A 26985-nucleotide genomic window follows, 5' to 3' on the forward strand; every position below is an offset into this window, starting at 1 on the left:
ACAGGCGCAGCGTCGAGCCCGATCGCGGTGACGGTTGATACCGCGGCCCCGGCGGCGGCAGGCGATGTAGCGCTGGTCGATGCGAACGGTGACGATCTGAGCGGAAAAACCAGTAACGATGCCACGCCGATCCTGAAAGGGACCGCGGGAGCGGGCGACACCGTGTCTATCTTGGATAACGGTAAACAGATCGGTACGGCGACGGCGGATAGTAACGGTAACTGGAGCAGTAAGCTGCCAACGCTTGCCGACGGGACTCACAGTATCACGACCACCGTGACTGACGGTGTGGGCAATACCAGCAACCCATCGACGGCGGTGAGTACCACTATCGATACTGCCGCGGTACTGGCTGTTGATGACCATGCGGCTCTCGATTACACCACCTATATTGACGAAACTGATAAAGGTACCAGCTCTAAAACCGGGTTTTCACTCCTGGATCTCTCGTTAGGGAATGTTCTTGATGTTTCGCTGGTTAATCCAGCTAGTCAATTACAAATTGATGTAGCAGAAGGTACCACAGAAAACTTCGTGGTCCAGGGCGATGTCGGTGGCCTGGTGGCCTCCTCATTCGATTTATATATCTATAAATATGATGCAACCAGTGGTGAATACCTACAATACGAGAAAGTCAGTAACTGGATCGTTGGTTTACTGGCGGGCGTATCCAAAGATCTGTCACTTTCACTGAGTGAAGGTACCTATCTGTTTATGCTGAACTCCGGTGTGGGCCTCTCGGTTGCGACGGGTTACACCTTGAATATCAAGTCCGATATTCTGGAAACCTACGTATCAAACAGTTCAGAAACCAGTGGTAATCTGATCTCAGGCAGCAGTGACGGGAGTGGTGCCGACACTGCGCCGGCAGGCTCAGTGATCAGCAGCGTCAACGATACCAGTGTGGCAACGTCTGGTTATACCACCATTACAGGGACATACGGAACGCTAAGCATTGATGCTGCCGGTGACTATACCTATACGCTTAATTCTGGCGTTGATGTTGCCGATATTGGTAGCACGGAAACCTTCAGCTATACCCTGATGGGGCCAAATGGCACCACCAGCAGTGCCACACTGACGATTTCGCTGACCGATGCTGATACCGATACCGATACCGATACTGGCACCGTGACGCTACCTGATGTGACGACGGAACTTGATTACGCAACTACCTCAGAAGAGACGGATAAGGGGACCAGCTCCAAAATCAGTGTCGCTTTACTCGATCTCTCGCTGGGGAGTGTGTTGAATACCTCTCTGCTCAATTTGAATAATCAGCTACATCTAAATGTGGCAGATAACACGGTCGAAAATATCACCATTAAGGCAACAATGGCGGGGATTACCGCATCGACCTATGATCTGTACATCTATAAATATGATGATGAAACTGGCAAATATGCACAATATGAAAAGGTATCTGACTGGATCACTGCAGTATTAGGAGGGATATCCTCTCCGTTGTCGCTAGAACTTAGTCAGGGGTCTTACCTATTTATGTTGAATCAGGCAACTGGTATAACTGCGATTACTGGTTACACCCTCAGCATTACGTCTGATATCGTCAACAGTGTCACCTCGGTTGCCACCTCAACCACCGGCAACCTCCTCACTGAAACCAGTAGTAGTGAGGGGAGCGATACAGTGCCAAGTGGTACCTTGGTCACGAAAGTCGGTACTACCGATATCAGTGCCAGCGGCACCACCGAAATTACCGGTGAGTACGGTGTACTGACTATCGATCAACAGGGGGATTACACCTATACCCTGAATGCCGGTCAGACTCCGGACAGTATCGGCTCAGCGGAGACCTTTACCTATACGTTGACCGAGACAGATGGCACCGTGGTTACCAAAACACTGTCTATTAATCTCAACAATAACGCTCTGAAAGCGGTCGATGATCAGGTCAGTCTGGATGTGGCAGCCGCAAGTATCGAAACTGCGTATACCTCAGATACCGCGACCAATAGCTTCAAAGCCAGTACTTCGTCCTCGGTGACCTCGAAAACAGGTGCTGAGTTTACGGTGGATGACAATACAGTTTTAACCAATGCGCATCTGATTATCACACCAACTCAGATCGGTTTAATTACTTCCAGCCTATCACTGGCCTATACCCTGTACGAGGGCAGTGACAGTTCGGGGACGGCTATCACCTCTGGGACGGTGAGCGCAACCACCTCGGCCGTCGATATCGACCTGAGTCAGTATGATCTGGCCAGTGGTGATTATTATGTTCAGATCACAGCGACCTCGGCTGCTACAGGGGGCTTCTCTATCATCGCTCCAACGGTCAGCCTTAGCTATAAAGTTACCGGTACAGAAGTCTCTGTGGACGATATGCAAACGTCATCAGATTCTTCAGTCGTCAGCGGCAACCTGTTCGACGGCTCCGATTCGGACGGTGTGGCGGATGAGTTGCAAACGGTTTATACCAAGCTGACAGTGGCTAACGAGTCTGACAGCAGCGTGACACTGAATCAGTATGACACCGCATCACAAAGCCTGACAGGGCGATATGGCACCCTGACAATTCATGGCGATGGCAGCTACAGCTATACGCTTAATAGCAATATCGATGTCGCGGATATAACGCAGAAGGAGATATTCAGTTATACGCTGACTGCGGAGAATGGCAGTACTACCTCTACAGCCAATCTGACCATTGATTTGCATCCGACAATTTCCGGAACTACCCAAGCCGATACATCCGGAGGTACCGCTTACGACGATACGTTCCACCTAGAAGGCGACGACTCCTCTGTGGTGTATAACGTTTTAAGTAAAGATAATACCGGGGGTAACGGCAGCGACACTTGGGACGATTTCTCAGTAAGTAAGGGCGATCACGTTGATCTGGATGCTCTGCTAATCGGTTGGGATGGTAAAGAAAGCAGTCTGGGTAATTACGTGTCGGTTACCCATACCGACAGCGGTAATACCGTCGTGTCTATCGACCGTGATGGAAGTGGTACTAAGTACCAGTCTACGACATTGATCACGCTTGAAAATGTGAACGCCACGATGGATGAGATCCTTCATCATTCGTCGACTGAAAATCAATCATAACGCTAATAAGGCGGGCAGCCATGCCCGCCTTTTCTGTATTTATCGTAATTACGGAGGTGAGTGTGCTTTTTAGCCCCTCATTTTTTATTCATTCTGACGTACAGGTATTCAAGAGCAATGCTACTTCTTAATTCACCTATTGCACTGCGTATACTCCCGCTGGCTATACTGGCATCCGGCGTTGTGTTATCTGAGGCGGCTATCGCGGACAGCATAACAAGTGCAGGTGATATCAGTACTCAAAGCCTGAGTGATCAGCAATCCCTTCCGGACTTGAGTAACACAGTGACTCAGCTGATTACCCTTCCCCCCTCTGGCCTGACAGACATGAATTATGCTGTATTACAGGCTGAGCAATGGCATCCAGCGATAGGCCAGGCGGTGGGTAAACTGTTCCAGCAAGCGTCAAAAGTGGACGAGGCAAAGTCCAAGTATTATCCGCAGGTGAGTGCCGGAGTGAACAATGGCTATTCAAACAGCTATGTTAATGCCGGGTATTCACCCTCTTTAGACGTCTCGGTTTCTCAAATGTTGTATGACTTCGGTAAGGTATCCAGCTCTGTACGCTCAGCCAATGCGGGCTTGGCCCAGCAACAGGCAAACGTTATGGTCAGTATTGACCAAGTTGCTCACGATACAGCATCGGCGCTGGTCCAGGTTCAGGGTTACCAAAAACTGGTCGTCATTGCACAGCAACAGCTCGATGCACTGAATCACATTGGGTCTTTGATCCAGCAACGTAATACTGCGGGCGCCAGCTCTCTGTCTGACGTCGTTCAGACCAACACCCGTATAGAAGGGGCTAAAGCAACCCTGATGCAATATCAGTCAGCGCTTCAACGTTGGAAAGCCACATTAGCGACCGATATGGGAACCGGCCCCGTTGGACAAGTGGCAGATACCCTCCCACCGGCCCTAATGAATGCTTGTGCGGTTCAGCAAATTAACTATCGCGTGATCCCTTCAGTACTGGCGGCTTATGCACAAAAAAATCAGGCTCAAGCCGATCTGGATAATGCCAATGCACAGATGAGACCTACGCTCTCTCTTGAGCCACAGGTCACACATTATCTGAATAATAACTACTCAGATAGCCGTGAGCTGGATAAAACACAGTATTCCGCCTTTATTAAACTGCAAATGCCCCTTTATCAAGGAGGAGGGCTGACAGCCAGCCGCGATGCTGCAATACAAACCCTTGAGTCAGCTCGGGCGGCTATCCGTCTTGCCGAGCTTGAAGCCCGTCAAAAACTGACTGAGTCGCAGGAGCAAGCACAGAATCTTTATCAGACCTTAGATGTTCAGGCCCGGCAACAACGCCTCGGTGAAAAAACCCGTGACTTATATGAAGCACAATATCTGCAACTTGGTACGCGTCCTTTACTCGATCTATTGAACGTCGAACAAGAGATTTATCAGGCCAAATTTACCCAAGAACAAACACAAGCACAGTTACATTCACTTCAATTAGATTGCCTTTTTAGTACCGGACAAATACGAAATGCTTTTGCATTGAATAATAGAAAAATACAGGGAGTTGAAATAAGGCCATGAGTCATCAAATATTTATTGATAACGAAAGCAAAGTCCTGGCTTGGGTGGAGACACTGTCCCTGATCGCCAAACAATATCGTTTAAGTTTTTCTCATGGTGCTATGCAGTCCCAAGCAGCATGGCTGACGGGAAAATATCTTCCCGAAGTCCTCAGCCACCTTAGTCGGCAGGCGGGATTACATTACCGCATCTTAACTGATACCCCGGAAAGTCTCTCCTCGCGCCGACTTCCACTAGTTGTCGTCTTCAAACAAGGTGAAATCGGGATTATCGAAAGCTTTGACGGAGAAGAAAATGTTTCCCTGAGGTTGATTCAGGATAACGGTTTAAGCACCTCGGTTTCGTTGGCGGGATTACTCGATGAGGCGGAATGTCTAGTGGCTTTACGGCCGTCAGCCCCCGCTCGGGATATACGCACAGAGCGCTATCTGGCAAAGTTTCGTCCCGACTGGCTGCGTAAGATTGCCCTACAGGATCTCCGGCCCTATGGCTACGTCATGCTGGCATCGCTGGCAATCAATATCCTGTCATTGGCAGGGATCCTCTTCTCCATGCAGGTATATGATAGGGTCATCCCTGCTCAATCTTACCCGACCTTATATGTGTTGTTTGGCGGAGTACTGATTGCAGCCGTATTTGGCTTCCTACTGAAAATCGTTCGTAGTCATGTAATGGACATCTTAGGTAAGCGTGCCGATATGCGGGTTTCTGACCGAGTATTTGGCCATGCACTACGTTTACGCTATTCCGCTATTCCCCGTTCAACAGGCAGTTTTATTGCTCAAGTACGTGAGTTGGAGCAGCTGCGCGAAATGGTCACGTCGACTACCGTTTCCGCTATCGTCGACCTCCCCTTCTTTATTTTATTCTTTTTAGTGCTTACCGTTGTCTCCCCATATCTGTGTTGGATAGCGCCCGTCGCGGCGATATTAATGATAGTGCCTGGTTTATTCATGCAGAAAAAACTGGCCAAACAAGCACGCAAAAATGTTCATGAAGCCACTCTGCGAAATGCTATTTTGGTAGAAAGTCTGCAAGGGATACAGGACATCAAACTGATGCAGGCTGAGAGCCATTTTCTCCAACAATGGAACAGCTATATCCAAGTCACCGCAGAATCAGGCGCCCAAACCCGTCAGATCACTCATGGTCTGCTGAGCTGGGGAACAACCCTGCAAAATCTGGTTTACGCTTTAGTGGTGGTGATTGGCGCACCACTTGTTATCAGTGGCGACATTACGACCGGTGCCATGGTAGCGGCCTCCTTACTCTCTTCAAGAATGATTGCCCCGATGACTGCTCTGTGCGGAGTGCTGGCTCGCTGGCAACAGGTTAAAGCCGCCAAAGCTGGTCTAGATAACCTTATGCAACTGCCGGTAGAAAACAGTCGGGAAGAAACAAAGGTCCATACGCCGGTATTACATGGTGAATATTCCTTTACTCAAGCCACGTTCCGCTATGCAGAGCAGCAAGGTCCTGTACCGCTCACCATCAATAAACTCCACATTAATGCTGGCGAGAAGATCGCGCTGCTGGGTCGTAATGGTGCAGGGAAATCGACATTTTTGCAGACTTTAGTCGGCAATGTTGATCTCGTATCCGGTGAATTACGGGTCGATAGCCTCAGTTTGCCCCATATCGATATTGATGATATTCGCCGTAATACTGGCCTGCTGACTCAGGATGCCAGAATGTTCCACGGGACGCTCCGCGAAAACTTAGTTTTAGGTCGACCACAGGCTTCTGATAAAGATATTTTTGAGATCCTCGAAGTTTGTGCTGTCGCCGACTTTGTCAAAACACTTCCTCTGGGACTCGAACATCCGATTATGGAAGGGGGCAGTGGCCTATCAGGCGGCCAGCGCCAAGCCATATTATTGGCCAGAACCTTACTCAGGGATCCAAATATTGTTCTGCTTGATGAGCCCACTGCTTCACTGGATGAACATACTGAAAAAGAATTTATTGAACGTTTTTCCCGTTGGATCGGCAGCCGAACATTAATTATTGCAACACATCGCGCCGCGATCCTGTCCCTGGTAGACAGAGTTCTGGTACTGAAAGACGGGCAATTAACAATGGACACACCAAAGGCCAACCTTCTGAACAAAAATGCCAGGGAAAAGCAGAATGACACTCAATAATCAGAAATCGCCAACCGAACATGAGCATTTTGATCCGGCATGCCTGCTCGATGACTCGGGGGTAACCCATCATCACCTCAATGGCTCGACACGTATTATTATCGTGCTTTTTGCACTGCTTCTCGTGTTCATTATCTGGGCGTGTTTTGCCAAACTTGACGAAGTCTCTACCGGTACAGGAAAAGTGATACCCAGCCTTCATGAGCAAGTCCTACAGTCGCTGGATGGCGGCATTCTGGCCGAGCTTTATGTACGGGAAGGTATGCAAGTAAAGGCTAATCAGATCGTTGCACGGCTCGACCCAACAATCAGTGAATCCAATGTCGGCGAAAGCTCCGCTAAATATAGGGCTGCACTGGCAGAAAGCGCTCGATTACATGCAGAAGTAAACAACACGCCACTGGTATTTCCCTCGTCACTCTCTCAATGGCCGGATTTGATTAATGCGGAAACCTTGCTCTACCACAGTCGTAGAGATCAACTGAATGAGTCCGAGAAAGAGATGAACCAATCTATTGGTTTAGTCCAACGTGAACTCGGAATTACCGAAGGATTGGTAAAAAGTGGTGCAGCAAGTATTGTTGATGTCTTGCGTTTACAACGCCAGTTATCAGACCTAGCTCTGAAACTGACTGACCTAAAAACACAATATTATGTGGATGCCCGTCAGCAGATGGCTAAGGCAGATGCCGACGTACAGTCTCTTGCCGAAGTTATTAAAGGTCGGGCCGATACGCTTGATCGCTTAACCATTAAATCCCCTGTACGTGGAGTGGTAAAAAGTATCAAAGTCACTACCATCGGTGGCGTTATCCCTCCCAATGGTGAGTTGATGCAAATTGTACCTATGGATGACCGTTTATTAATTGAAGCCAGATTATCGCCCAGAGATATTGCCTTTATTCACCCCGGCCAATCTGCAATGGTAAAAATTACCGCCTATGACTACTCAATTTATGGTGGCCTACCTGGTAAAGTTGAAAGTATCTCACCGGATACCATACAGGACGAAGCTAAGCCTGAGATTTATTATTACCGTGTGTACATTCGGACTGAACATGACTTCCTGACAAATAAAGCAGGGCAACATTTTTCAATTGTACCTGGCATGATCTCAACCGTTGATATCAAAACAGGCCAGAAGACAGTCATGCAATATCTGATTAAGCCTTTCAATAAAATGAAAGAGGCTCTGAGAGAGCGTTAGTATCTATTCACAGACCATCCTGATAAGGATGGTCTGTGAATCAATTATTTATGTGTGACGCTTGCTGATAACGTGAAATTTCCCCTTCAGACGTGACTCATACAACGGCCAGCCAGCCGTCATCCAGACAACTACCTCAAAAGGCGAAAGTAGCGTCAGAAGCTGTTCCCAGGTTGCCAGCGTACGCATAAAACAACCAACGCTGGCGTGACTCAGAGCCGACGTAGACCCACTGTTCGGTTGTATCCGCGAGGTTACTGACTGTGGCCTGCGTTTTTTAAGTGCCGTAAAATCGTGTTGAGGCCAACGCCCATAATGCGCGCACTGGCCCGACGTACAACGCCATTCATGGCCATATCAATGATTCTTTAGTGTGAACCGGGCTGAGAGGCGGTATAAGTTAACTGGAGTTGCCATGTTTTACGACAGTGAGAGCAGATATAGCGCTGATGTCCGGCAGTGCTTTTACCGTTACGCACCACACCTTTAGTCGCTGAGCAGGCGGGACAACGCGCAGAAATGGAATCCACAGAAGTACCACTAAAATACCATCATACATTACATCAATAAGTTGGCAGCATTACCCCCTCTGACATTAAAAAACAGTCCGGAAAATACCAGTAATACAGCGGCCAGTGCGATCCATGCGCCGGGGGTTACCCGCAGGGCTGTGTCATCTTTATCCGGCTTTTGCCGGGGAGTAGTGTTGTGGTTCATCATTATTCTCTTTGTTATTTAATTAAGTAAATTCCCTGATGCCGGAAGCTAAATACTCTGTATTGCCTGTCCGCAATCCGGAGTATTAGCAGGTTTTATGCCAGCAATAAAATTACCGGTAACGCAGGGGCCGAAAAATATCCACAGAGGGTTATCTGCAGGGATATAACACTGCACCCGGAGCGGAGCTGATAATATTTTATTCTATATCCGGTAAATAACCGGCACTGTATTGGTGCGCTGGTGCTATTTTGGTGCAATAGATAAGATTATTTCGGATTAGTGATGCCGGTTATTTCATTAAATTACCGGAAAGGTTTATAAAAACAGAAACAGTATTTTATGAGTTATAGCATTACTTTTAGTCAGGCGTGACTGCCGGACCGTTGTTTTATGAAAAACCGATAAATTATTGAGATGGCACGGCGATTGGGGGGGAATCTGTCGTGCGGCCGGGATGAGCCGCGGGTCAGCAAATTCCGTATCATGGTATCTGAAGCGGCACCTACGCCGCTCACGGATAAAAGCCGTGCGGTCAGTCCGGTGACGGGGCCTGGTGGTCGGATTCCAGTGCCCGTGCACCCTCTGACAGACAGCGTGTCAGCATCATATGCAGTGAGGAACGCCGGTTAGCGTGTCGCATGACAATAATCAGTTCACGGTAAAAGGTGGCTGCCTGTAACGGGATCACCCGTACTTTTGCGTGTCGCTTCAGCCACTGGCCGGAAAGAGGCACCAGTGCAATCCCGAGCCGGTTTTCGACCATCCGGACAATGGCTTCTATTTCGTCAAGTTCGAGGATTTGCCGTGGTTCGATGCGCTGTTCGCGTAAAAACTGACTCACCAGCCGGCCACCGAATGAGGTCCGGTCGTAACGGACAAATGGCTGCTCACGCAGCAGGGCTCTGGCGTCATCGCCGGTGACATCTTGCGGGACGATTAACACATAAGGCTCACGTAACAGCGTCTCGCTCCATAATTCTTTGGCCAGACTGAAGGACGGTTTGATGGTAATCGCCAGGTCGACATCGCCGGTTTCGACCATTGATAACAGATTAAAAGAGACCCCGGGCACCAGCCGGGTTTCAAGGTGCGGGGCCAGTTGCTGAATACCGACCAGCACTTCGGGCAATAACCCGGACTGGATGGTCGAAATCGCCCCTATTTTCACCACTCCACGGTATTCACTGACGTTATTCGGCTGTGACATGCGGGCAAAAATACTGAGTATTTCTTCTGCCATTGGCAGTACACGGTTACCGGCGGCGCTCAGCATGACACTGCGCCCGGAGCGGTCAAATAAACGGATGCCGAGTGCATTTTCCAGGATACGCATCTGGGCGCTGACCGCGGATTGTGTCAGGCCGATACGCTGTCCTGCGGCGGCGAACGTTCCGTACTGAGTGACGGCAACAAAGGTTTTGAGTTCTCTTAACATCAGTGGTGCCACTCATTAAAATTATTGTTGATTGAAACGCATAATATTCGCTTTTCATCAAAAAATATATCAATAAGAATGCAATCTCACCCTCAGAAAAACAGAGCAGTCGGAGAGTATCGTTATGGTATTAAGTCCGTTTCACCTGGCAATTCCGGTTTATGATTTACCTGCCGCCCGTCGTTTTTATGGCGAGATTTTTGGTCTGGCTGAAGGCCGTTCCAGTGAGCAGTGGGTTGATTTCGATTTTTATGGTCATCAGCTGGTGATCCATGAACATCCGCGGACAGCGACACAGCAATCAGCCCATACCAATCCGGTCGATGGCCATGATGTCCCGGTACCACATTTCGGGATTGTCCTGAGCTGGGAGGAATGGGAAAGTCTGGCGGCACGGCTGCGTGATTTCAACACCCAATTTGTGATTGAACCTTATGTCCGTTTTAAAGGCCAGGTGGGTGAGCAGGCGACCATGTTCCTGCTGGATCCTTGTGGTAATGCCCTGGAATTCAAAGCATTTAAAGATATGTCCCGGCTGTTTGCCAAATAATAATCACCGGTCAGTGGGTGCCTGCCGGGGCGCGGTCCCCGGTATTTTTGTGGAGTTTATATGTCGTATTCTGCGCTGCGCTGGCGCTGTGACCCGTCAGGAGAAGACTGCCTGATCGTTACCCTGGATGTAGCGGACGCCCCCTGGCGGCTGACCAGCCAGCTGGCCGACTGGTTAACGTCTCAGTCACTGACCGGGGTCATTGATATTGTACCTGGGGTAACAACCCTCGGGATCTACTACCAGCCGGGGGTGTTATGGTCGCTGGATAGCCAGCTTTCTCCGTACAGCCAGATGTATAACCGGCTGGAAAACTTACTGAACAGCTGGCAGCCAGCCAGCCAGCATCATCCCCGTGAAGTCGTGATCCCTGTCTGTTATCACCCTGAGTTTGCACCTGATTTACAGGAGATCGCCGAACACTGCCGATTAACGCCTCAGCAGGTGATCGCGCGCCATCAGGCGGTTACTGTCGATGTGATGATGCTGGGATTCTTACCGGGCCATCCTTACCTGGGGCTCCTCGATCCCTGTTTTTCGATGCCGCGTAAGTCTGCTCCGCGCCTGAGTGTGCAGCAGGGGGCGATTGGCATCGCTAACCGGCAAAGTGTTATTTATCCGCAACAGAGTCCCGGCGGCTGGAATCTGATTGGCCGTACGCCCCTGTCCATGTTCAGCACCCATCGTCCGGAGCCCTGCCTGTTACAGGCGGGTGACAGAGTGCGTTTTTCTGCTATCAGCCGTCAACAGTTTACGAAACTGCAACAGGAGTCTCAGCGTGGCGATTGAAATTTTACACCCTGGCCTGGCGACGGCATTGCATGACAGTGGCCGGTATGGCTGGCAGCATTTCGGTGTACCGATCTCCGGAGCGATGGATCTTTTTTCTCACCAGCTGGCGAACCGGCTGGCGGGGAACAGTGATGATCCTGCGACTCTGGAAATGACGTTACAGGGTGCCAGACTGCATTTTTTACGTCGGGCGGTGATTGTCCTGACCGGCGCTGATCTGTCACCTATGCTGGACGGTGAACCGGTGGAAATGTTGCGCCCCTTAACGGTTCCTGCCGGTGCGGTACTGAGTTTTGGTGCCCGCCGGCGGGGTGCCCGTTGTTATCTGGCGATAAAAGGCGGCTTCGCCGCGCCGGAAATCATGGGCAGTCAGAGTACCTGTTCCGGTAGTGCCTTTGGTGGTTATGGCGGACGTTACCTGAAAAAAGGTGATCGGCTGGCGTTCCGCTGGCCGTTACATAATATCAGCCGGTCACTGGCCCCTTTTGGTCTGCCGGATATTTTTCCTCAGCCATTACAGGTCCTGCGCTTTATCCCGGGGAAACACTGGGATCGGTTAACCGGGGAAGCAAAACAGCGTTTCACCGATAGCGTATTTACGGTCAGCCCGTATTCTGACCGGATGGGCTATCGTTTACAGGGGGAAGCGCTGACCCTGAGCCAGCCGGCGGATATTTACTCCGAAGCCGTCAGCCGCGGTACGGTACAGTTACCTGCCGACGGGTTGCCGATTATTCTGCTGGCCGATAGTCAGACCACCGGCGGATATCCGAAGATTGCGCATATTGCGACGATGGATCTGCCTTACTTAGCACAGGCATTGCCCGGCGCCCAGTTTTGCTTCCGGCAGATTTCTCTGCATACGGCACAGCAACTGGCTTATCAGCGTCAGCAGTGGCTGGAAAAAATTCCCTGCGGCTGAAAATAACCATTGCACCAGCTGAGTGAGCCCGGATCATTTTGGTGAAAACATCCGGGCGATTAATTTCTCCCTGCGGTTTACTGCCGCGTCTTTTATTTTTACCCCGTCGCTGAATCACTCTTTTTCGCTCTGTCATTGAGAATAAATATTATTCACCGGTCTGACTCTGTATTTATTTTTATACGGGCGGATGACTGACGAATAATTTCTATCAATGGCAGAACTGGTCCCGGAGTTGCTTGTTACCTGCTCACTATAAAAAAGAATGCCGCTGTATTCGGCAGGCCTGTTAATACATTCACCTGTGAGGCAACACCACCATGTCCTATGAAACTGAACCGGAATTTACGCTGGCGTCAGTACGCCAGAATAATCAGGATCGTCATTTGTTAGCCCGGCGAGCCGCGGTGGCTGCAATGACCGGTACCGCGATTGAATATTACGAATTTGGTATTTATGGTTTTATGGCATCAGTAATCGGACCGTTATTTTTTCCGGGGGCCAGTCCTGCGGCTGCATTATTATCAGTACTGGCCGTTTTTGGCAGTGCTTTTCTTATCCGGCCACTGGGGGGGATTCTGCTTGGCCGGATAGGCGATAAACTGGGACGCAGGAAAATATTATTACTGACGGTTCTTGGCATGGGGGGATCGACCGCTGCCATCGGTTTGCTGCCGGATGCGGCCAGTGCCGGAATTCTGGCACCGGTGCTACTGGTTATATTACGCCTGGCCCAGGGCTTCTTCGCCGGGGCTGAGATTGTCGGTGCCGCAGCCTTTGTCGCTGAGTCAGCGCCCACCGGTAAACGCGGATTTTACGGTGCTTTTACCCCGGTCGGGGTGGCTCTCGGGGGCGCACTGGCAGCTTTTATCTGTGGTTGTATGCTGCAGTTTGTCGACGCCGGGCAGTTACATCGCTGGGGCTGGCGGATCCCTTTTCTGCTGACTATTCTGCTGGTGATCCTGTCGGCAGTGATGCGCCACCAGGTGGAAGAAACACCGGCATTTAAAGCGTTCAGTCGGGGTAAAAAGCCGATACCTGTCCCGTTTTTCACCATGCTCCGCGAACACCGTTCAGCATTGCTGCGGGTGATTGTGCTGACATTCGGTCAGAATGCCGGTTACTGGATAGGTGTTGTCTTTATGAATATTTATCTGACCACCTGGCTTGGCTATAACAAACAGCAGGTCTTCTGGATGATGGCCGTGATCAGCCTGGCAATGGCGGCGATGATGCCATTCTGGGGCGGGTTGTCGGACAAACTGGGGCGCAGCAAAGTGCTGAAAACCGGATTTATCGGCTATGTGGTGCTGGTGCTGCCGATGATGTCACTGATGGATCACCATAATTACTGGCTGGCCTGTGTGGCGATGTTTATCGCCAGCCTGCCGATGCCGATTGTGCAGTCGGTCGGGTATCCGACCTATGCTGAACAGTTCCCGACGGCGGTGCGCTACAGTGGTATGGCGCTGAGTATTAACCTGGGTGCCATTCTTGGCGGCGGTCTTACCCCTTATCTGGTGACTGCGTTAATCGAAAAAACCGGCTGGCTATATATGCCGGGGATTGTTATGGCCTGTGCGGCGTTACCCGGCCTGTGGGTGCTGTTACGGATGCGTGATACTCACCGGCAGGAACTGCCGAAATGATCCCCGCATCTGGCAATATCGCCGTAAACCAGCGGCGGCCGGTGACGGGTCACCGCCACGTTACACCTCCGGCCGTACTTATCCTGTAAAACGCCGTCTTTTGCAGTGTCCCTCAGGCCCGGCCAGAGTGTAGCAGGGAAGTCAGCAGACTTCCCTGTCACGGTTTATTTCTCCGGACGGTAGCTCAGATTCACCGGGTCATCGGGCAGTTTAGTAAAATGCGTCGCAATATAGTGATAATCTGCGGTCGGGTTCAGGCTGGCAAATTGCTGCGGATAGAACCAGTGGGCGAGGGTTTCGACACCGATAATATTCCACGGGTGATTATAAAAATGGTGATAAATACCGCCGACGTGGCCTTCGCTGACTGCCGGAATATTGGCGACGGCAGTACGATGCAACAGGGCATCAAAACTGGCTTGAATGGCCGGTACACTGGTGTTGTAGCCAAACGGCAATACCGGATTACCCGGTGCACCCCGCCTGGAACCGGTCATCAGATACCAGTCCGGGCGCATGGTGATAATCTGTTCCGGGTTGATAAATCCGGAAGCGCCGGTCAGTAATTCTGAACCGATATTAATTCCGCCGGCTGCAGCCACCAGCTCACCCCAGCCAGCCTTACCATGGGTAAAGCAGCAGTTATCAGAGTTACCGGCAATCGGCTCAATAAATACCGATGGCTTTTTCTGTTGTTTGCTGACGACCTGGTTAATCTGATCCAGCCGGCGGGTATAGAAGTCAGTGTATGCTTTAGCATTCTGCTCTTTGTTCAGTACTTTCCCCAGCAGTGTGATACTTGGCACCGTGTCCTGCATCGGGTGCAGTTCATAGTCGAGGAATATCACCGGAATATGTAATTCGCGGAAACGTTTCAGAACGCCGGTTTGCTCCAGCGCCGGTTTCGCCCGTAACTGAGCGACCAGCAGATCGGGGTGGGTGGAAAGGACAGTTTCCGGGTTCACATTCCCCTGATCTGATAATCCCATATCAGGAATTCTGGCAGCGTCCGGCCAGGTCTTACTCAGCACTGCCCATTCCTGACTGTCCTGCTTTTTGATCAGGTTGTTCCAGGTCACCACCCGGGCAAACGGATTATCGCGGTCCAGCAGTGCCAGCGCCATAATATCGCGGCCGTCCTGCAGAATAATGCGTTCGGGTTCATGGTTAATCACCACCGTCCGGTTATCCATATCTTTGACAGTCAGAGGATAATCCGTCGCCAGGGCTGCCAGCGGAGATAAGCATAAAGCGGCAGCCAGGCAATGACGTGCATAACGGGATAAACCCTGAAAACGTTGCTTCGCGTACTTCATCGGGGGATTCCTGAGTATTTTATGACCAATAACCGGTGGGTTGCGCGGGGCATCACTACCGGACCTGAATATGAATACGAATTGATATCATAATTACTATTAACCTTAAAGCGCAGCAGTTATAGAGTAAAACTGTTACCGGGCGTGACTGTGATGGTCAGAGCATCTGACAATCCGCGACAGAGAAGGGGGACGCGGCGGGCAGACTTATCTCATCAATGTTTACGTTGTGTAAATTGTTTAGCGTTGAATTCGCTTGTTTTCAGGGTATCATTCGGAATGATTATTATTATATTTTGTCACCGGGGAAGAATGGCTTACTGAAAGCCATTTTTATTATGTGCACTGCCGGGAAAGTTATCGTCCGGGGCCGGCGGCTGGCAAACACTGCAATCAGTTTTCAGAACGCGGAAGTATTATTTATGAGTACTGTAACAGAACCTGTGACCCGCCAGACCGGCGGTATCGGGGCAGAGTATCGAAAAATTATCCGTAAACGGGTGTTATTACTGCTGGTGTTGTTTATCGCTATCTGCGCGAGTGTCATTCTTGATTTTACTATCGGTCCTGCCCGTCTGGATCTCAGCACCTTACTGACAGCATTGATTGATCCCTCGTCGGTCGATGATGCTACCCGGGTGATTGTCTGGGACATCCGTTTACCTTTTACCCTGATGGCAGTTGTGGTCGGTTTTGCCCTCGGTATGGCCGGCAGCGAAATGCAGACTATCCTGAATAACCCGTTAGCCAGCCCGTTTACCTTAGGCGTGTCTTCGGCAGCCTCTTTCGGTGCGGCCCTGGCCCTGGTACTGGGGGTTGGTATCCCGTGGATCCCCGGCCAGTGGCTGGTGACGGGTAATGCCTTTATTTTTGCCATTCTTACCGCGTTTATCCTCAATCTGGTGAGTCGCCGCACGGTAAATACCCGCACCACGGTGGTGTTGTTCGGTATTGCACTGGTGTTTACCTTTAATGCGCTGGTCGCCATGATGCAGTTTATTGCCAGTGAAGATACCCTGCAGTCGCTGGTTTTCTGGACCATGGGCAGCCTGGGTCGTGCTTCATGGCCAAAACTGGGTATTCTGGCGGCCGCAATTGTGATTTTACTTCCCTGGGCCATGAGAAGTGCCTGGCAGCTGACGGCATTGCGGCTGGGTGAAGACCGGGCGGCAAGTTTCGGGATTGATGTGGCCCGGTTACGGATGACGTCGCTGCTGCGTATTAGTCTGGCATCTGCACTGGCGGTGGCGTTTGTCGGACCGATTGGTTTTATCGGTCTGGTGGCACCGCATATTGCACGGCAACTGGTCGGGGAAGATCACCGCTTCTATCTGCCCGCCAGCGGTCTGATTGGCGCGCTGGTATTATCGCTGGCCTCCGTGGTTTCAAAAAATATTGAACAGGGAGTCATAATCCCGATTGGTATTATTACTTCACTGGTCGGAGTTCCTTTCTTTATTGTGATCATTCTGCGTCACCGGGGGAATTTGTAATGGATTCCCTGAATATTAAACAGCTGACCACCGGTTATCGTCGTCATCCGGTGATTGAGCAAATGACCCTCGAACAGATTCCGCGCGGTAAAGTGACGGTGTTACTGGGGCCTAACGGTTGCGGCAAATCGACACTGTTGCGTGCGCTGGCCGGGCTGAACCGGGCACAGGGTGAAATCTGGCTGGATAATAAGAATCTTAACCAGATGTCACTGGCGGAAAGGGGGGATAAAGTGGTCTACCTGCCACAGAGTCTGCCTTCCGGGGTGCATTTGCAGGTGCTGGAATCGATACTGGTGGCCGCCAGGGCGACAGGTCAGCAGGGGGCTGATTTTACGCCCGAACGTATTATGCAACTGCTCGATGAAGTCGGGATCGGTGCTCTGGCTCTGCGGTTTATGGATGAGTTATCCGGCGGGCAGAAGCAGATGGTCGGGCTGGCCCAGTCGCTGGTACGTAATCCCTCGTTACTGTTACTTGATGAGCCACTCAGTGCGCTGGATCTGAACTATCAGTACCATGTGATGAGCCTGGTATCACGTGAAACCCGGTTACGGAATATGGTGACCGTGGTGGTGTTGCATGACATTAATATCGCATTACGTCACAGTGATCATGTTGTCATGATGAAAGAGGGACGGATTGTGGCAAGCGGTGCACCGTCAGAGGTTATTACCCCGCAAAGCCTGGCCGAAGTCTATGGTGTTCGTGGTCGTATCGAACTCTGTTCACAGGGTGTACCTCAGGTACATATCGATGGTCTGGTCAGCGGCGAACTCTGACCTGCCTGACAGCGGATAACCGCAGGTTATCCGCTGTATCTGTTCCGTGACGTTCTCCGCAATCCCGCTTTTGTATCACTCCACGCTGTTCTGGCATATAAGTTGCTTTCTGTTCCCGATAAAAATAATCGCGGAGACTGCTATAAGTGTATATACCCGCGGAATGACGGGCGTAGCGGACGGCCAGTGAAAAATGGAAACCGCCTGAGGCTTAGCGGTTGCCGGTCTGTAACTGGCGTAAGGCGGTAATATCTGCCGGGGTGGTGCGGCAGCAACCGCCGATCAGTTTTGCGCCTGCTTCCAGCCATGCCGGTAAATATTCAGCCAGAGTGGCGTCGCTTTCACCGTGGCCGTGCCAGCATTTACTGACAGCATCGTAATCCTCTCCGGAGTTGGGATAGACCACCAGCGGCAGAGGCGTCAGTGAATGTAAATAACGTAACGCATCAGTGGTCTGCGCCAGCGTAATACAGTTAATCCCTGTCGCGAAAATCTGCGGATAACACTCAATAAACGCGATCACTTCACTCAGAGGGGTACCATCGCTCAGATGCTGAGCATCGCGCAGGGTGAATGAAAACCAGGCTTTCGCCCGCGGGAATTCGGTTAACAGCTCTGCCAGAGCCCGAATCTCTTCAAAGGATGGCAGGGTTTCACAGGCCAGCAGATCGGCGCCGGCCTCGAGAAGGGCTGCCATACGCGGGCGGTGAAACGTCTGATATTGCTCAGGGGTCAGGTGGTAATCGCCACGGTATTCTGACCCGTCAGCCAGCCAGGCACCGTAAGGGCCGACAGATCCGGCAATCAGCAACGGACCAGTATCCGGATGTTGTGACAGGAAACGATGGCGGGCGTTGGCCGCCAGGGTAACACTCAGACGCATCAGAGCCTGTGCATCTGCGGCAGAAATTCCGCGTGCCGCAAAGCCGGGAAGGCTGGCCTGATAGCTGGCGGTAATCGCACACTGTGCTCCGGCCTGATAGTAATCGTAATGGACCTGTTCAATCAGCTGAGGGTTTTCGGTCAGTAACTTTGCTGACCACAGGCTGTCGGCCAGCTGGCAGCCCCGGTTTTCCAGTTCAGTTGCCATCGCCCCGTCAATCAGTAAAAAAGGCAGCCCGTTGCTGAGCAGTGATAGCGGATTATTTTGCGGCATAGTGCTTCTCCCCTGATGGCTGGATGGTGCGCATCTTCATTTTGCGGGTAATAAAATAGGCCAGGTAGCATAACGCGACAAACGGGATACCGCACCATAAGGCGATGCGCTGATCAGGGTCGAATGCCAGCCCGGCACAGGCCACCAGGCAGAGTACAAACCCCAGTACCGGCACCAGCGGGTAGCAGGGGGCCCGGTACAGCAGCTCTTCCGGGGATTTACCCTGCTGTAAATGGCGACGGCGGAACATGAAATGGGAGGCACAGATACTCAGCCACACCGCGACTACTGCAAAACCAGAGATTGCCGACAGAGCGACAAACACGGTGTCAGGCGCGATCACACTGGAGGCCAGCGCCAGTATTCCGCCCAGCATACTGACGGACAGGGCGGTCAGGGGGACGCCGCGTTTGGTCAGCCGGGTAAAACAGCGCGGCAGGGTATTCTGGTTCGCCAGTGACCACAGCATTCTGCCAGATGCATAAAGTCCTGAGTTTGCGGCAGACAGAATAGCCGTCAGGATCACCAGATTAAAGAAACCGGCGGCATAAGGGATACCGACTTTTTCAAACACCAGGACGAACGGGCTCTTCTCGACCCCGGCTTGTTGCATCGGGATTAACGCGGCCAGCACAAAGACGGTACCGACAAAGAAAATAATCAGTCGTGCGACTGTGGTACGAATAGCGATAGGGATCACTTTATGGGGATTTTCGGTTTCTCCGGCAGCAATGCCAATCAGCTCGGTACCGGAAAAGGCGAAGTTAACCGCGACCATCGTCATCAGAATCGGCACGCCGCCATGAGGGAACCAGCCCTGTGAAGTGATATTGTGCAGACCGGGAGCCGGAGTACCATCGTGCATTGGCAGCACCCCCGTCATGGCCGCAGCGCCAAGTATCAGGAACAGGATAATGGTAAACACTTTGATCAGTGAGAACCAGAATTCACCTTCGGCAAAAAAGCGGGTTGAAACAACGTTCAGCCCGAAGATAAGGACGCAGAAGATCAGACACCACAACCAGACCGGAGTTTGCGGAAACCAGAATTGCATACAGAATCCGGCCGCAGTAAAGCTGGAGCCGAGGGCCACCGTCCAGGTCAGCCAGTAAAGCCAGGCCACCGTATATCCGGTGGCGGGGCCGAGATAGCGGCTGGCATAGACATGGAATGCGCCGGTTTCCGGCATAGCCACGGATAATTCACCAAGACACTGCATTACCAGCCAGACAACCAGTGCGCCAATCAGATAGGCTAACAGGGTACCCGCGGCTCCGGTGGAAGCGATAATGTAACCGGTATTAAAGAATAACCCGGTACCGATAACCCCGCCCAGTGACAGCATCACCAGGTGACGGGACTTCATGGTGCGCTTCAGTGGCGCATTCTCAGAGTGATCCTGCATATAACCTTCTAAACGTATAGACATCCAAAAAAGCTGAGTCAGTGTTTATACCGGGAATAACCGGGAAATGCAAAAGTTGTGAGCCACTGAGCCTGGCTAATCTGTTTTTGTGGTCAGTCAGTACTGTTTTTTCCCGGTTACTTGTTTCATAAACAGGATGAAATTTTTTAAGGCGTGGTGATAGCGACGGCGTTGCCAGGCCAGTGTCAGGGTGGTAGTAGCTTGTTGATCTTTCAGCCGGCAGTAGCCGATGCCCGGGGTGAGTATCGATCGCTGGGTTTCCGGTACTACCGTAATCCCCATACCCATGGCAACCAGGCCACAGGCGACAGAGACGTCACGGGCAGGGATCACGGAATGCGGGGTAAATCCTGCCCGGCGGCAGGCTTCTATCACCGACCAGCCAAGGCCCACCCCCGGCGGGTCCTGTTGCAGCAGAAAGGTTTCATCGGCCAGGGATTCCAGCGACAAAGCGGGATGTTTTAACAGCCGGTGTCCGGCCGGCAGTACGGCAATCAGGGGCCGGGTGACGATATCCAGATAATTCAGCCCCGGAACCTGCGGGAAAGGAGAGCGGATAAAAGCGGCATCCAGCTGGTCATTCAGTAAGCGTACTATTTGCTGGTCGACACAATGTTCTTCAATGTGAATACCGATGGCTGGCTGCTGTTGCCGGTAATGATTAATCAGGGTGGATAACGCCGGGTCGAGAATCGAGCTGCCGACATAGCCGAGAGTTAACTGTCCCCGTACCCCCTGTTTCAGTACCCGTACAGTATCACGGAACCGGGCGAAATGGCTGAGGGCCAGCCGGGCCTGTGGCAGGAGTTGCCGGCCTTCAGGGGTCAGCGCGACGTGTCGCCGGTCACGTGTAAATAGCGCTAATCCGGTTTCCTGTTCGAGGGCCTTAATATGCTGGCTGAGAGCTGGCTGGGCGATATTAAGCCGGCTGGCAGCTTTAGCAAAATGCAGCTCTTCAGACAACAGCACAAAGGCGTGCAGATGGCGGTATTCCATAGGGCTCTCCGCGAAATCCTGATAACGATAGCTTATTAAACACAGGGTGATTGTGATTAGACAATAATCAGCAGAATTCAGACACTGGTCGGGTATAAAGTCGGCGCAGACCTGCTGGTAATGCACATGCCGGGTCACAGCAATAAAGACCTGAGACGTTTGCCGTCGATTTCCCCCGATGCCAACCGTCTGAGAGGCTTACCATGACAGATACCCCGAAAAAAGTAACGGATTTACGCAGTGCCATTGAATTGCTCAGCCGCTTTGATGATGAACTGATTTACACGGACGAACCGGTTGACCCGGTGGCTGAGCTATCCGGAGTGTACCGCTATGTTGGTGCTCACGGTACTGTACAACGGCCAACCCGCATTGGCCCCGCGATGATGTTCAATAAGGTTAAAGGTTATCAGGATATGCGGGTACTGATTGGCCTGCTGTCTTCACGCCAGCGGGTCGCACGGTTATTCGGAACTGTGCCGGAAAAACTGGCGTTTATGCTGAAAGATGCGGTGTCGACACCGATTCCGCCCAGAGTGATTGCCGGGCAGCCAGCGGAATGTCAGCAGGTCGTCCATCTGGCGACGGATCCCGGTTTTGATATCCTGAAGATTCTGCCGGCACCGACCAATACCCCGCAGGATGCCGGTCCGTATTTTACGCTGGGTATGTGTTATGCGGCTGATCCGGAAACGGGGGCCCATGATGTCACTATTCACCGTTTATGTGTGCAGAGCAAAGACGAAATTTCAATGTATTTTGTGCCGGGTCGCCATCTGGATGTCTTTCGCCAGAAAGCGGAAGCGGCGGGGAAACCGTTACCGATTTCCGTCAGCATCGGGGTCGACCCGGCCATTGAAATCGGCGCCTGTTTTGAACCGCCAGCCACCCCGCTGGGGTTTGATGAACTCTCGATTGCCGGCAGCCTGCGCCAACAACCTGTCGAACTGACGCGTTGTCTCTCGGTTGATGCCCTGGCCATCGCTAATGCCGAAGTGGTTATTGAAGGAGAGTTACTCCCCGGGGTCCGGGTGCAGGAAGATCAGAATACCCGCACAGGTAAAGCGATGCCGGAATTTCCGGGCTATACCGGTGCTGCTCAGACTGCGGTGCCGGTGATAAAAGTCAAAGCAATTACCCACCGAAAACATCCGATTCTGCAAACCTGTATTGGCCCGAGTGATGAACATACCAATATGGCGGGGATCCCCACCGAAGCCAGTATTTTACAGCTGGTGGAACGTGCTTTACCCGGTTTTGTGTTGAATGTGCACTGTCCGTCGCCGGGCACCGGTAAATACCTGGCGGTGTTGCAGGTAAAAAAACGGACATCAGCAGATGAAGGACGGCAGCGGCAGGCAGCTCTGCTGGCGTTTGCGGCCTTCTCAGAACTGAAACATGTCATGCTGGTGGATGAGGATGTCGATATTTTCGACCTGAGTGATGTGATGTGGGCAATGACCACCCGTTACCAGGGAGATATCAGTACGGTTTTTATCCCGGGTGTGCGTTGTCATCCGTTAGACCCTTCTTCTGATCCGGCATTCAGTCCGTCCATCCGTAGTCAGGGGATTGCCTGTAAAACGATTTTTGACTGTACGGTGCCTTACGATCTGAAAGCCGGTTTCCAGCGCAGTGTGTTTATGGAAGTGGATGTGAGTCGTTTTATCCCGGGGTTTACCCCGCAATAATCCGCCGGACAGAATGAAGGGCGGAATATTGGCGCTTACCGGCCCCGTGAACAGGTCTGCCGGTGACCGCCTGTTATGCTTTCCCTTACCGCGCCGCAGGCATGACCGCACAGCGGAATAACGTGTCGTTATCAGAGATGGTGGTTAATTATCATCAGTCCGGTCAGTGGAATGACCGCGCCGCACCCGGGAAAGTCTGTGGCAGTATCTGCAGGGAGTATAAAAATGATTATCGGACCCTATATCAATGGTTCGGCAGTACTGATTGGCGGTATTGCTGGGGCAATATTAAGCCATCGTTTGCCGGAGCGGGTACGCACCAGTATGCCCCTGATTTTCGGGGTGGCTTCCATGTGTATGGGAGTGGTGCTGGTGGTGAAGGTGGTGAATATGCCGGTGATGGTACTGTCGGTGGTCCTCGGTGCGTTACTCGGTGAACTGGTTTGTCTGGAACAGGGGATAGGTAAACTGGGGGCGCAGGCGAGGGGACTGACAGAGCGGCTGGTTCGGCCAAAAAATCATGATTTGCAATCTCAGGATGCCTTCCTGCAACGTTATGTTGCCATTATCGTTTTATTCTGTGCCAGTGGTACCGGCATTTTTGGTGCCATGCATGAGGGAATGACCGGCGATACCAGCATACTGATCGCGAAGTCGTTTCTCGATCTGTTTACTGCCGCGATTTTTGCAACCTCGCTGGGGGTTGCGGTGGCGATGGTGGCGATCCCCCAGCTGGCGATTCAGTTGCTGCTGGCTTACGGGGCAATTTATATTCTGCCGCTGACCACACCGGTAATGCAGGCCGATTTTTCGGCGGTGGGAGGCGTGCTAATGCTGGCGACCGGCTTCCGGATTTGTGGTATTAAGTCATTTCCGGTAGCCAATATGCTGCCGGCATTACTGCTGGCAATGCCGTTTTCATCGGTGTGGGTTGCGGTATTTTAGCCTGTCGGAACATTTTTATTTCGCTATTCTGTCAACTAACAGGCGATCCGGGCGAACAGGCTTGTATAATGCCCGGCTAAATGCACCTAAACAGCCCGCGACCCTAAGCCGGTCAGACAGTGGCAGGAAATAAATACCATGATGCACAATGATGTTTTGCGCAGTGTTCGCTATATGCTCGATCTGCGGGATGAAAAAATGCTGGAAATTCTGATCTCCGGCGGCGCAGAAGTCAGCCTGCAGGAGATGCACAGCTACCTGCAAAAAGAAGACGAACCCGGGTATAAAGCCTGCACCGATAAAATCATGGCCCACTTTCTGAATGGCCTGATCTTTTATCGCCGCGGGCGTGATCCGCGTTTCCCGGCACCGGAAGTAGAAAAACGGGTCACGAATAATGTGATGCTGAAAAAACTGCGGGTAGCTTTTGAACTGAAGACCGAAGACTTACAGCAAATTCTGAAATCCGTTGATTTTGCGATGTCAGAAAATGAGCTGAGTGCATTTTTCCGTAAAGAGGGCCATAAAAACTACCGTGAGTGTGGTGATCAGGTACTGCGTTATATCCTGAAAGGCCTGGCTGAGCGGGTGCGTAAGTCTAAAAAATAATGCGACTACATCCTCGCCTGCAGGACTGCCGGGCGAGGACTGACGTAGCAATCCCGGATTATGGCCGGTCTAAACCCGCTTTTACCGCAGTGCCGAGGGTCGGAGCCAGTGGCAGTCTGCTGTTAAGTGTCAGCTGCCAGGCGTGATATAAATCCGGTTTACCCGACCAGACCACCGACGATGGTTTATTGTCTGAATCCAGTTCGTGCCACCAGCTGCCATTCTGTGTATCAATCAGAAAGTTTGCGATGTAATCCCACAGGGTTCTGTACCAATGCTCATAGGTGGCATCGCCGGTACGTTTTAGCAGGCTGGCTGCGGTGGAACAACTTTCAGCCACCGTCCAGTGCAGCCGGTTAGCCGTGACCGGTTTTTTCTGCCAGTCATGGGTGTAAATGATGCCCGGCTCCCCGTCAGCACACCAGCCGTAGCGGATCCCTGCGTCAAACAGCCCTCTGGCATCGGTCAGCAGCCAGTCGGGGGTGGTTTCATGGTGGCGCAGTAGTGCCGCCTCAAGGTGCAGCAACAGGCGAGCCCATTCACAGGCATGGCCGGGAGTGACCCCGTAAGGGCGGAAATCGTCGGCAGGTTTATCCTGGTTGTAGTCATGCCACTCCTGCCATTGCGCGGTAAAATGTTCTGCCAGCAGATAATCATTGGACCGTGCATGCTGGTGGATAATTTTTGTGACAATCGACAGGGCCCGCTGACGCCATTTGCTGTCGCCGGTAACATCGGCCAGCTGCACAAACATCTCGGTAGCATGCATATTACTGTTACCGCCCCGGTAGGCTTCAGGATCCTGCCACTGCCGGTTAAAACTCTCTTTCAGGCAGCCTTCCTCATCAGACCAGAAACGGTTTTCTATAATATCCGTGGCTTCAGCCAGTAATTTATCGGCGCCTTCAATGTCAGCCAGCGTCGCGCTCAACGCGGCGAGAGTCACAAACACATGCAGATACGCCTGTTTGCGGCCATCGGGTGTCTGCTGCGGAATTCCTGCCAGCCAGCCACCGTATTCGGCATCGCGCAGTTTGCCGAGCAGTGCGCGGATACCCCAGCGGGCCAGTGCGCCTGCCCCGGGCTCCCCCTGTATGCTGGCAATGGCAAAGCAGTGGGTCATCCGTGCCGTCAGCATCGTGTCCGGCTGGCTGTCGTCAGCCAGCTTTCCCTGGTTATCCAGTGCGGCAAAACCGGCATCCGGATGGCGTGCCTGCCGGTAAAAAGACATTAAGCGGCGGCTTTCTTTTTCCAGCCAGTCATGGTGATAAGGTTTATTCAGCCAGCTGTCGGTCAGATGTTTAAATAACATGGTTTACTCCGTTATCAGGGCACCCTGCATCCGCAGGGTCTGCGGCCGCAAGTGATAAAAAGAATCAGGGGCTGCCGGACAGTGTCCGGCAGAAGAAGGCAGAGTTTAGCCGCCGACCATGGTGCCACCGTTAGGGTGCAGTACCTGGCCGCTGATAAATGAAGAGTCCTGGCTTGCCAGGAAGACGTAAACCGGCCCGAGTTCAGAAGGCTGACCGGCACGGCCCATTGGTGTTTCGTGGCCAAAATCTTCCAGCCACCGGGGATTGTAGTGGCCTAAAGTGGCAGGCTGAAGTGGTGTCCATACCGGACCGGGGGCCACGGCATTCACACGGATACCTTTGCTGACAATCTGGTTTGACAGCGCGCGGGTGAAACTGACGATTGCGCCCTTGGTGGCCGTATAATCCAGCAGAATTTCCGGGCCGATATAGGCATTCACCGAGGTGGTATTGATGATAGCGTCGTTTGCTTTCATATGAGGCAGTGCTGCTTTTGTCAGGAAGAATACAGAGTGAATATTCACATCGAAGGTATTCAGCCATTGTTCATCACTGAGCGTCGTCAGGTCTTCGTTCGGATACTGGGTGCCGGCATTATTGACCAGGATATTCAACTGACCAAACTCACTCACGACCCGGGAAATCAGCTGACGGCAATGATCGGCACTACGCAGATCGACCGGATAAATAACACATTTACGGCCTTCCTGCTCTGCCAGTTGCTGTGCCACTTTTGCATCCTGCGCTTCCTCTTCACTGTCGGGCAGATAAGTCAGGGCAATATCTGCGCCTTCACGGGCAAAATGCTGGACCACGGAGCGGCCGATTCCACTGTCACCTCCGGTAACCAGTGCAACTTTTCCTGCCAGTTTATGACTCCCCTGATAATCCTCACGGATAAATGTCGCCGCAGGTTTGAGTTTTTCATCGCTGCCGGGCAGGGTTTGTGACTGTGCATGAATTGTTGTTTTCTGAACCATATTTCCTCCGTTTGAGTTCATCAAACGGGTAAACAACACACTGACTTCGTCCACTCCAGCGAATTTGTTTACCCGTCGCAGGTAACTATCAGAATAATTTAAGTATAGAAATCGACAGCCGGTTGTCGAATCAGCGGCGGTAAGTTACCCGTTGTCTGATGCGGAATGGCTGAGCTGGCGGGTTGTTGGAGGGAGTTTGAAATTATGTTTCAGGATGTTAATTTCGGTGC

Annotated in this window: 23 protein-coding genes and 1 pseudogene; 13 read left to right on the forward strand and 11 right to left on the reverse strand. The window is 51.9% G+C overall.

All coding sequences use genetic code 11. The features are described from left to right. The 4 genes from JK211_RS07990 to JK211_RS08005 all read left to right on the forward strand — a co-directional run. Positions 1-3075: BapA/Bap/LapF family large adhesin (locus tag JK211_RS07990; RefSeq protein WP_212708154.1), on the forward strand; the 3075-nt coding region annotated here is incomplete at its 5' end. Between the two features lie 117 nt (positions 3076-3192). Then, on the forward strand, positions 3193-4629 hold the full coding sequence (locus tag JK211_RS07995) for a TolC family outer membrane protein (RefSeq protein WP_212708229.1): 1437 nt from the start codon (positions 3193-3195) through the stop codon (positions 4627-4629). Beyond that, positions 4626-6773 (forward strand): type I secretion system permease/ATPase, encoded by a 2148-nt coding sequence (locus tag JK211_RS08000; RefSeq protein WP_212708155.1) that lies wholly within the window; start codon positions 4626-4628, stop codon positions 6771-6773. Before JK211_RS07995 ends, JK211_RS08000 begins: the two co-directional genes overlap by 4 nt. 94 nt (positions 6774-6867) lie before the next feature. Further along, positions 6868-7980 carry an HlyD family type I secretion periplasmic adaptor subunit gene (locus tag JK211_RS08005; RefSeq protein ID WP_371734596.1) on the forward strand — a complete coding sequence of 371 codons (1113 nt, stop codon included), beginning with the start codon at positions 6868-6870 and terminating at the stop codon, positions 7978-7980. A 48-nt stretch (positions 7981-8028) separates the two neighbouring features. On the opposite strand, the pseudogene JK211_RS17060 reads toward JK211_RS08005, so the two are convergent. From JK211_RS17060 to JK211_RS08020, 5 genes and pseudogenes are all read right to left on the reverse strand, one after another. After that, a pseudogene (locus JK211_RS17060) lies at positions 8029-8176 on the reverse strand (IS1 family transposase). Between the two features lie 58 nt (positions 8177-8234). After that, the gene (locus JK211_RS17065) at positions 8235-8336 is read right to left on the reverse strand and encodes an IS1-like element transposase (RefSeq protein WP_371734594.1); all 102 of its coding nucleotides are present in this window, start codon (positions 8334-8336) and stop codon (positions 8235-8237) included. Between the two features lie 12 nt (positions 8337-8348). Then, positions 8349-8510 (reverse strand): IS1 family transposase, encoded by a 162-nt coding sequence (locus JK211_RS17070; RefSeq protein WP_371734595.1) that lies wholly within the window; start codon positions 8508-8510, stop codon positions 8349-8351. A 28-nt stretch (positions 8511-8538) separates the two neighbouring features. Continuing rightward, on the reverse strand, positions 8539-8700 hold the full coding sequence (locus tag JK211_RS08015) for a hypothetical protein (RefSeq protein WP_212708157.1): 162 nt from the start codon (positions 8698-8700) through the stop codon (positions 8539-8541). A 532-nt stretch (positions 8701-9232) separates the two neighbouring features. Continuing rightward, entirely contained in the window at positions 9233-10135 is a 903-nt protein-coding gene (locus JK211_RS08020; protein ID WP_212708158.1) for a LysR family transcriptional regulator, read from the reverse strand. Between the two features lie 124 nt (positions 10136-10259). Here JK211_RS08020 and JK211_RS08025 point away from each other — a divergent pair, with 124 nt between their 5' ends. The 4 genes from JK211_RS08025 to JK211_RS08040 all read left to right on the forward strand — a co-directional run bounded on the left by JK211_RS08025 (position 10260) and on the right by JK211_RS08040 (position 14048). Then, positions 10260-10685 (forward strand): VOC family protein, encoded by a 426-nt coding sequence (locus JK211_RS08025; RefSeq protein ID WP_212708159.1) that lies wholly within the window; start codon positions 10260-10262, stop codon positions 10683-10685. 60 nt (positions 10686-10745) lie between these two features. Next, positions 10746-11474 carry a 5-oxoprolinase subunit PxpB gene (pxpB, locus tag JK211_RS08030; RefSeq protein WP_212708160.1) on the forward strand — a complete coding sequence of 243 codons (729 nt, stop codon included), beginning with the start codon at positions 10746-10748 and terminating at the stop codon, positions 11472-11474. Continuing rightward, on the forward strand, positions 11464-12399 hold the full coding sequence (locus JK211_RS08035; RefSeq protein WP_212708161.1) for a biotin-dependent carboxyltransferase family protein: 936 nt from the start codon (positions 11464-11466) through the stop codon (positions 12397-12399). The genes pxpB and JK211_RS08035 overlap by 11 nt, the downstream gene beginning before the upstream one ends. A gap of 320 nt (positions 12400-12719) precedes the next feature. Then, the gene (locus JK211_RS08040; RefSeq protein ID WP_212708162.1) at positions 12720-14048 is read left to right on the forward strand and encodes an MFS transporter; all 1329 of its coding nucleotides are present in this window, start codon (positions 12720-12722) and stop codon (positions 14046-14048) included. Between the two features lie 164 nt (positions 14049-14212). Here JK211_RS08040 and JK211_RS08045 read toward each other — a convergent pair whose 3' ends face one another. Then, on the reverse strand, positions 14213-15364 hold the full coding sequence (locus JK211_RS08045) for an ABC transporter substrate-binding protein (RefSeq protein ID WP_212708163.1): 1152 nt from the start codon (positions 15362-15364) through the stop codon (positions 14213-14215). Positions 15365-15786: 422 nt separating this feature from the next. Here JK211_RS08045 and JK211_RS08050 point away from each other — a divergent pair, with 422 nt between their 5' ends. Together JK211_RS08050 and JK211_RS08055 are read left to right on the forward strand one after the other, a co-directional pair. Continuing rightward, entirely contained in the window at positions 15787-16857 is a 1071-nt protein-coding gene (locus JK211_RS08050) for an iron ABC transporter permease (RefSeq protein WP_212708164.1), read from the forward strand. Then, a complete protein-coding gene (locus tag JK211_RS08055; RefSeq protein WP_212708165.1) occupies positions 16857-17639 on the forward strand; it encodes an ABC transporter ATP-binding protein in 783 nt (260 codons plus the stop codon). Before JK211_RS08050 ends, JK211_RS08055 begins: the two co-directional genes overlap by 1 nt. 211 nt (positions 17640-17850) lie before the next feature. On the opposite strand, the gene mmuM is transcribed toward JK211_RS08055, so the two are convergent. From mmuM to JK211_RS08070, 3 genes are all read right to left on the reverse strand, one after another. Continuing rightward, positions 17851-18795: a homocysteine S-methyltransferase gene (mmuM, locus tag JK211_RS08060; RefSeq protein ID WP_212708166.1), complete on the reverse strand. Its 945-nt coding sequence runs from the start codon at positions 18793-18795 to the stop codon at positions 17851-17853. Then, complete coding sequence (gene mmuP / locus JK211_RS08065) at positions 18782-20200, reverse strand: S-methylmethionine permease (protein ID WP_212708230.1); 1419 nt, start codon at positions 20198-20200, stop codon at positions 18782-18784. The genes mmuM and mmuP overlap by 14 nt, the downstream gene beginning before the upstream one ends. A 117-nt stretch (positions 20201-20317) precedes the next feature. Then, on the reverse strand, positions 20318-21217 hold the full coding sequence (locus tag JK211_RS08070; protein WP_212708167.1) for a LysR family transcriptional regulator: 900 nt from the start codon (positions 21215-21217) through the stop codon (positions 20318-20320). A gap of 203 nt (positions 21218-21420) precedes the next feature. Between JK211_RS08070 and JK211_RS08075 the strand changes: the two genes are divergently transcribed. The 3 genes from JK211_RS08075 (at position 21421) to JK211_RS08085 (ending at position 24462) form a co-directional block, all read left to right on the forward strand. Next, positions 21421-22908 carry a UbiD family decarboxylase gene (locus tag JK211_RS08075; RefSeq protein ID WP_212708168.1) on the forward strand — a complete coding sequence of 496 codons (1488 nt, stop codon included), beginning with the start codon at positions 21421-21423 and terminating at the stop codon, positions 22906-22908. A 225-nt stretch (positions 22909-23133) separates the two neighbouring features. Continuing rightward, entirely contained in the window at positions 23134-23853 is a 720-nt protein-coding gene (locus JK211_RS08080; protein ID WP_212708169.1) for a DUF554 domain-containing protein, read from the forward strand. Between the two features lie 138 nt (positions 23854-23991). After that, on the forward strand, positions 23992-24462 hold the full coding sequence (locus JK211_RS08085) for a DUF1456 family protein (protein ID WP_212708170.1): 471 nt from the start codon (positions 23992-23994) through the stop codon (positions 24460-24462). 58 nt (positions 24463-24520) lie between these two features. On the opposite strand, the gene JK211_RS08090 is transcribed toward JK211_RS08085, so the two are convergent. Continuing rightward, a complete protein-coding gene (locus JK211_RS08090; RefSeq protein WP_212708171.1) occupies positions 24521-25774 on the reverse strand; it encodes an AGE family epimerase/isomerase in 1254 nt (417 codons plus the stop codon). 105 nt (positions 25775-25879) lie between these two features. Then, positions 25880-26755 (reverse strand): SDR family oxidoreductase, encoded by an 876-nt coding sequence (locus JK211_RS08095; RefSeq protein WP_212708172.1) that lies wholly within the window; start codon positions 26753-26755, stop codon positions 25880-25882. Positions 26756-26985: the final 230 nt, after the last annotated feature.

Source organism: Tatumella sp. JGM130, from assembly GCF_018257525.1.
Classification (GTDB): domain Bacteria; phylum Pseudomonadota; class Gammaproteobacteria; order Enterobacterales; family Enterobacteriaceae; genus Tatumella; species Tatumella punctata.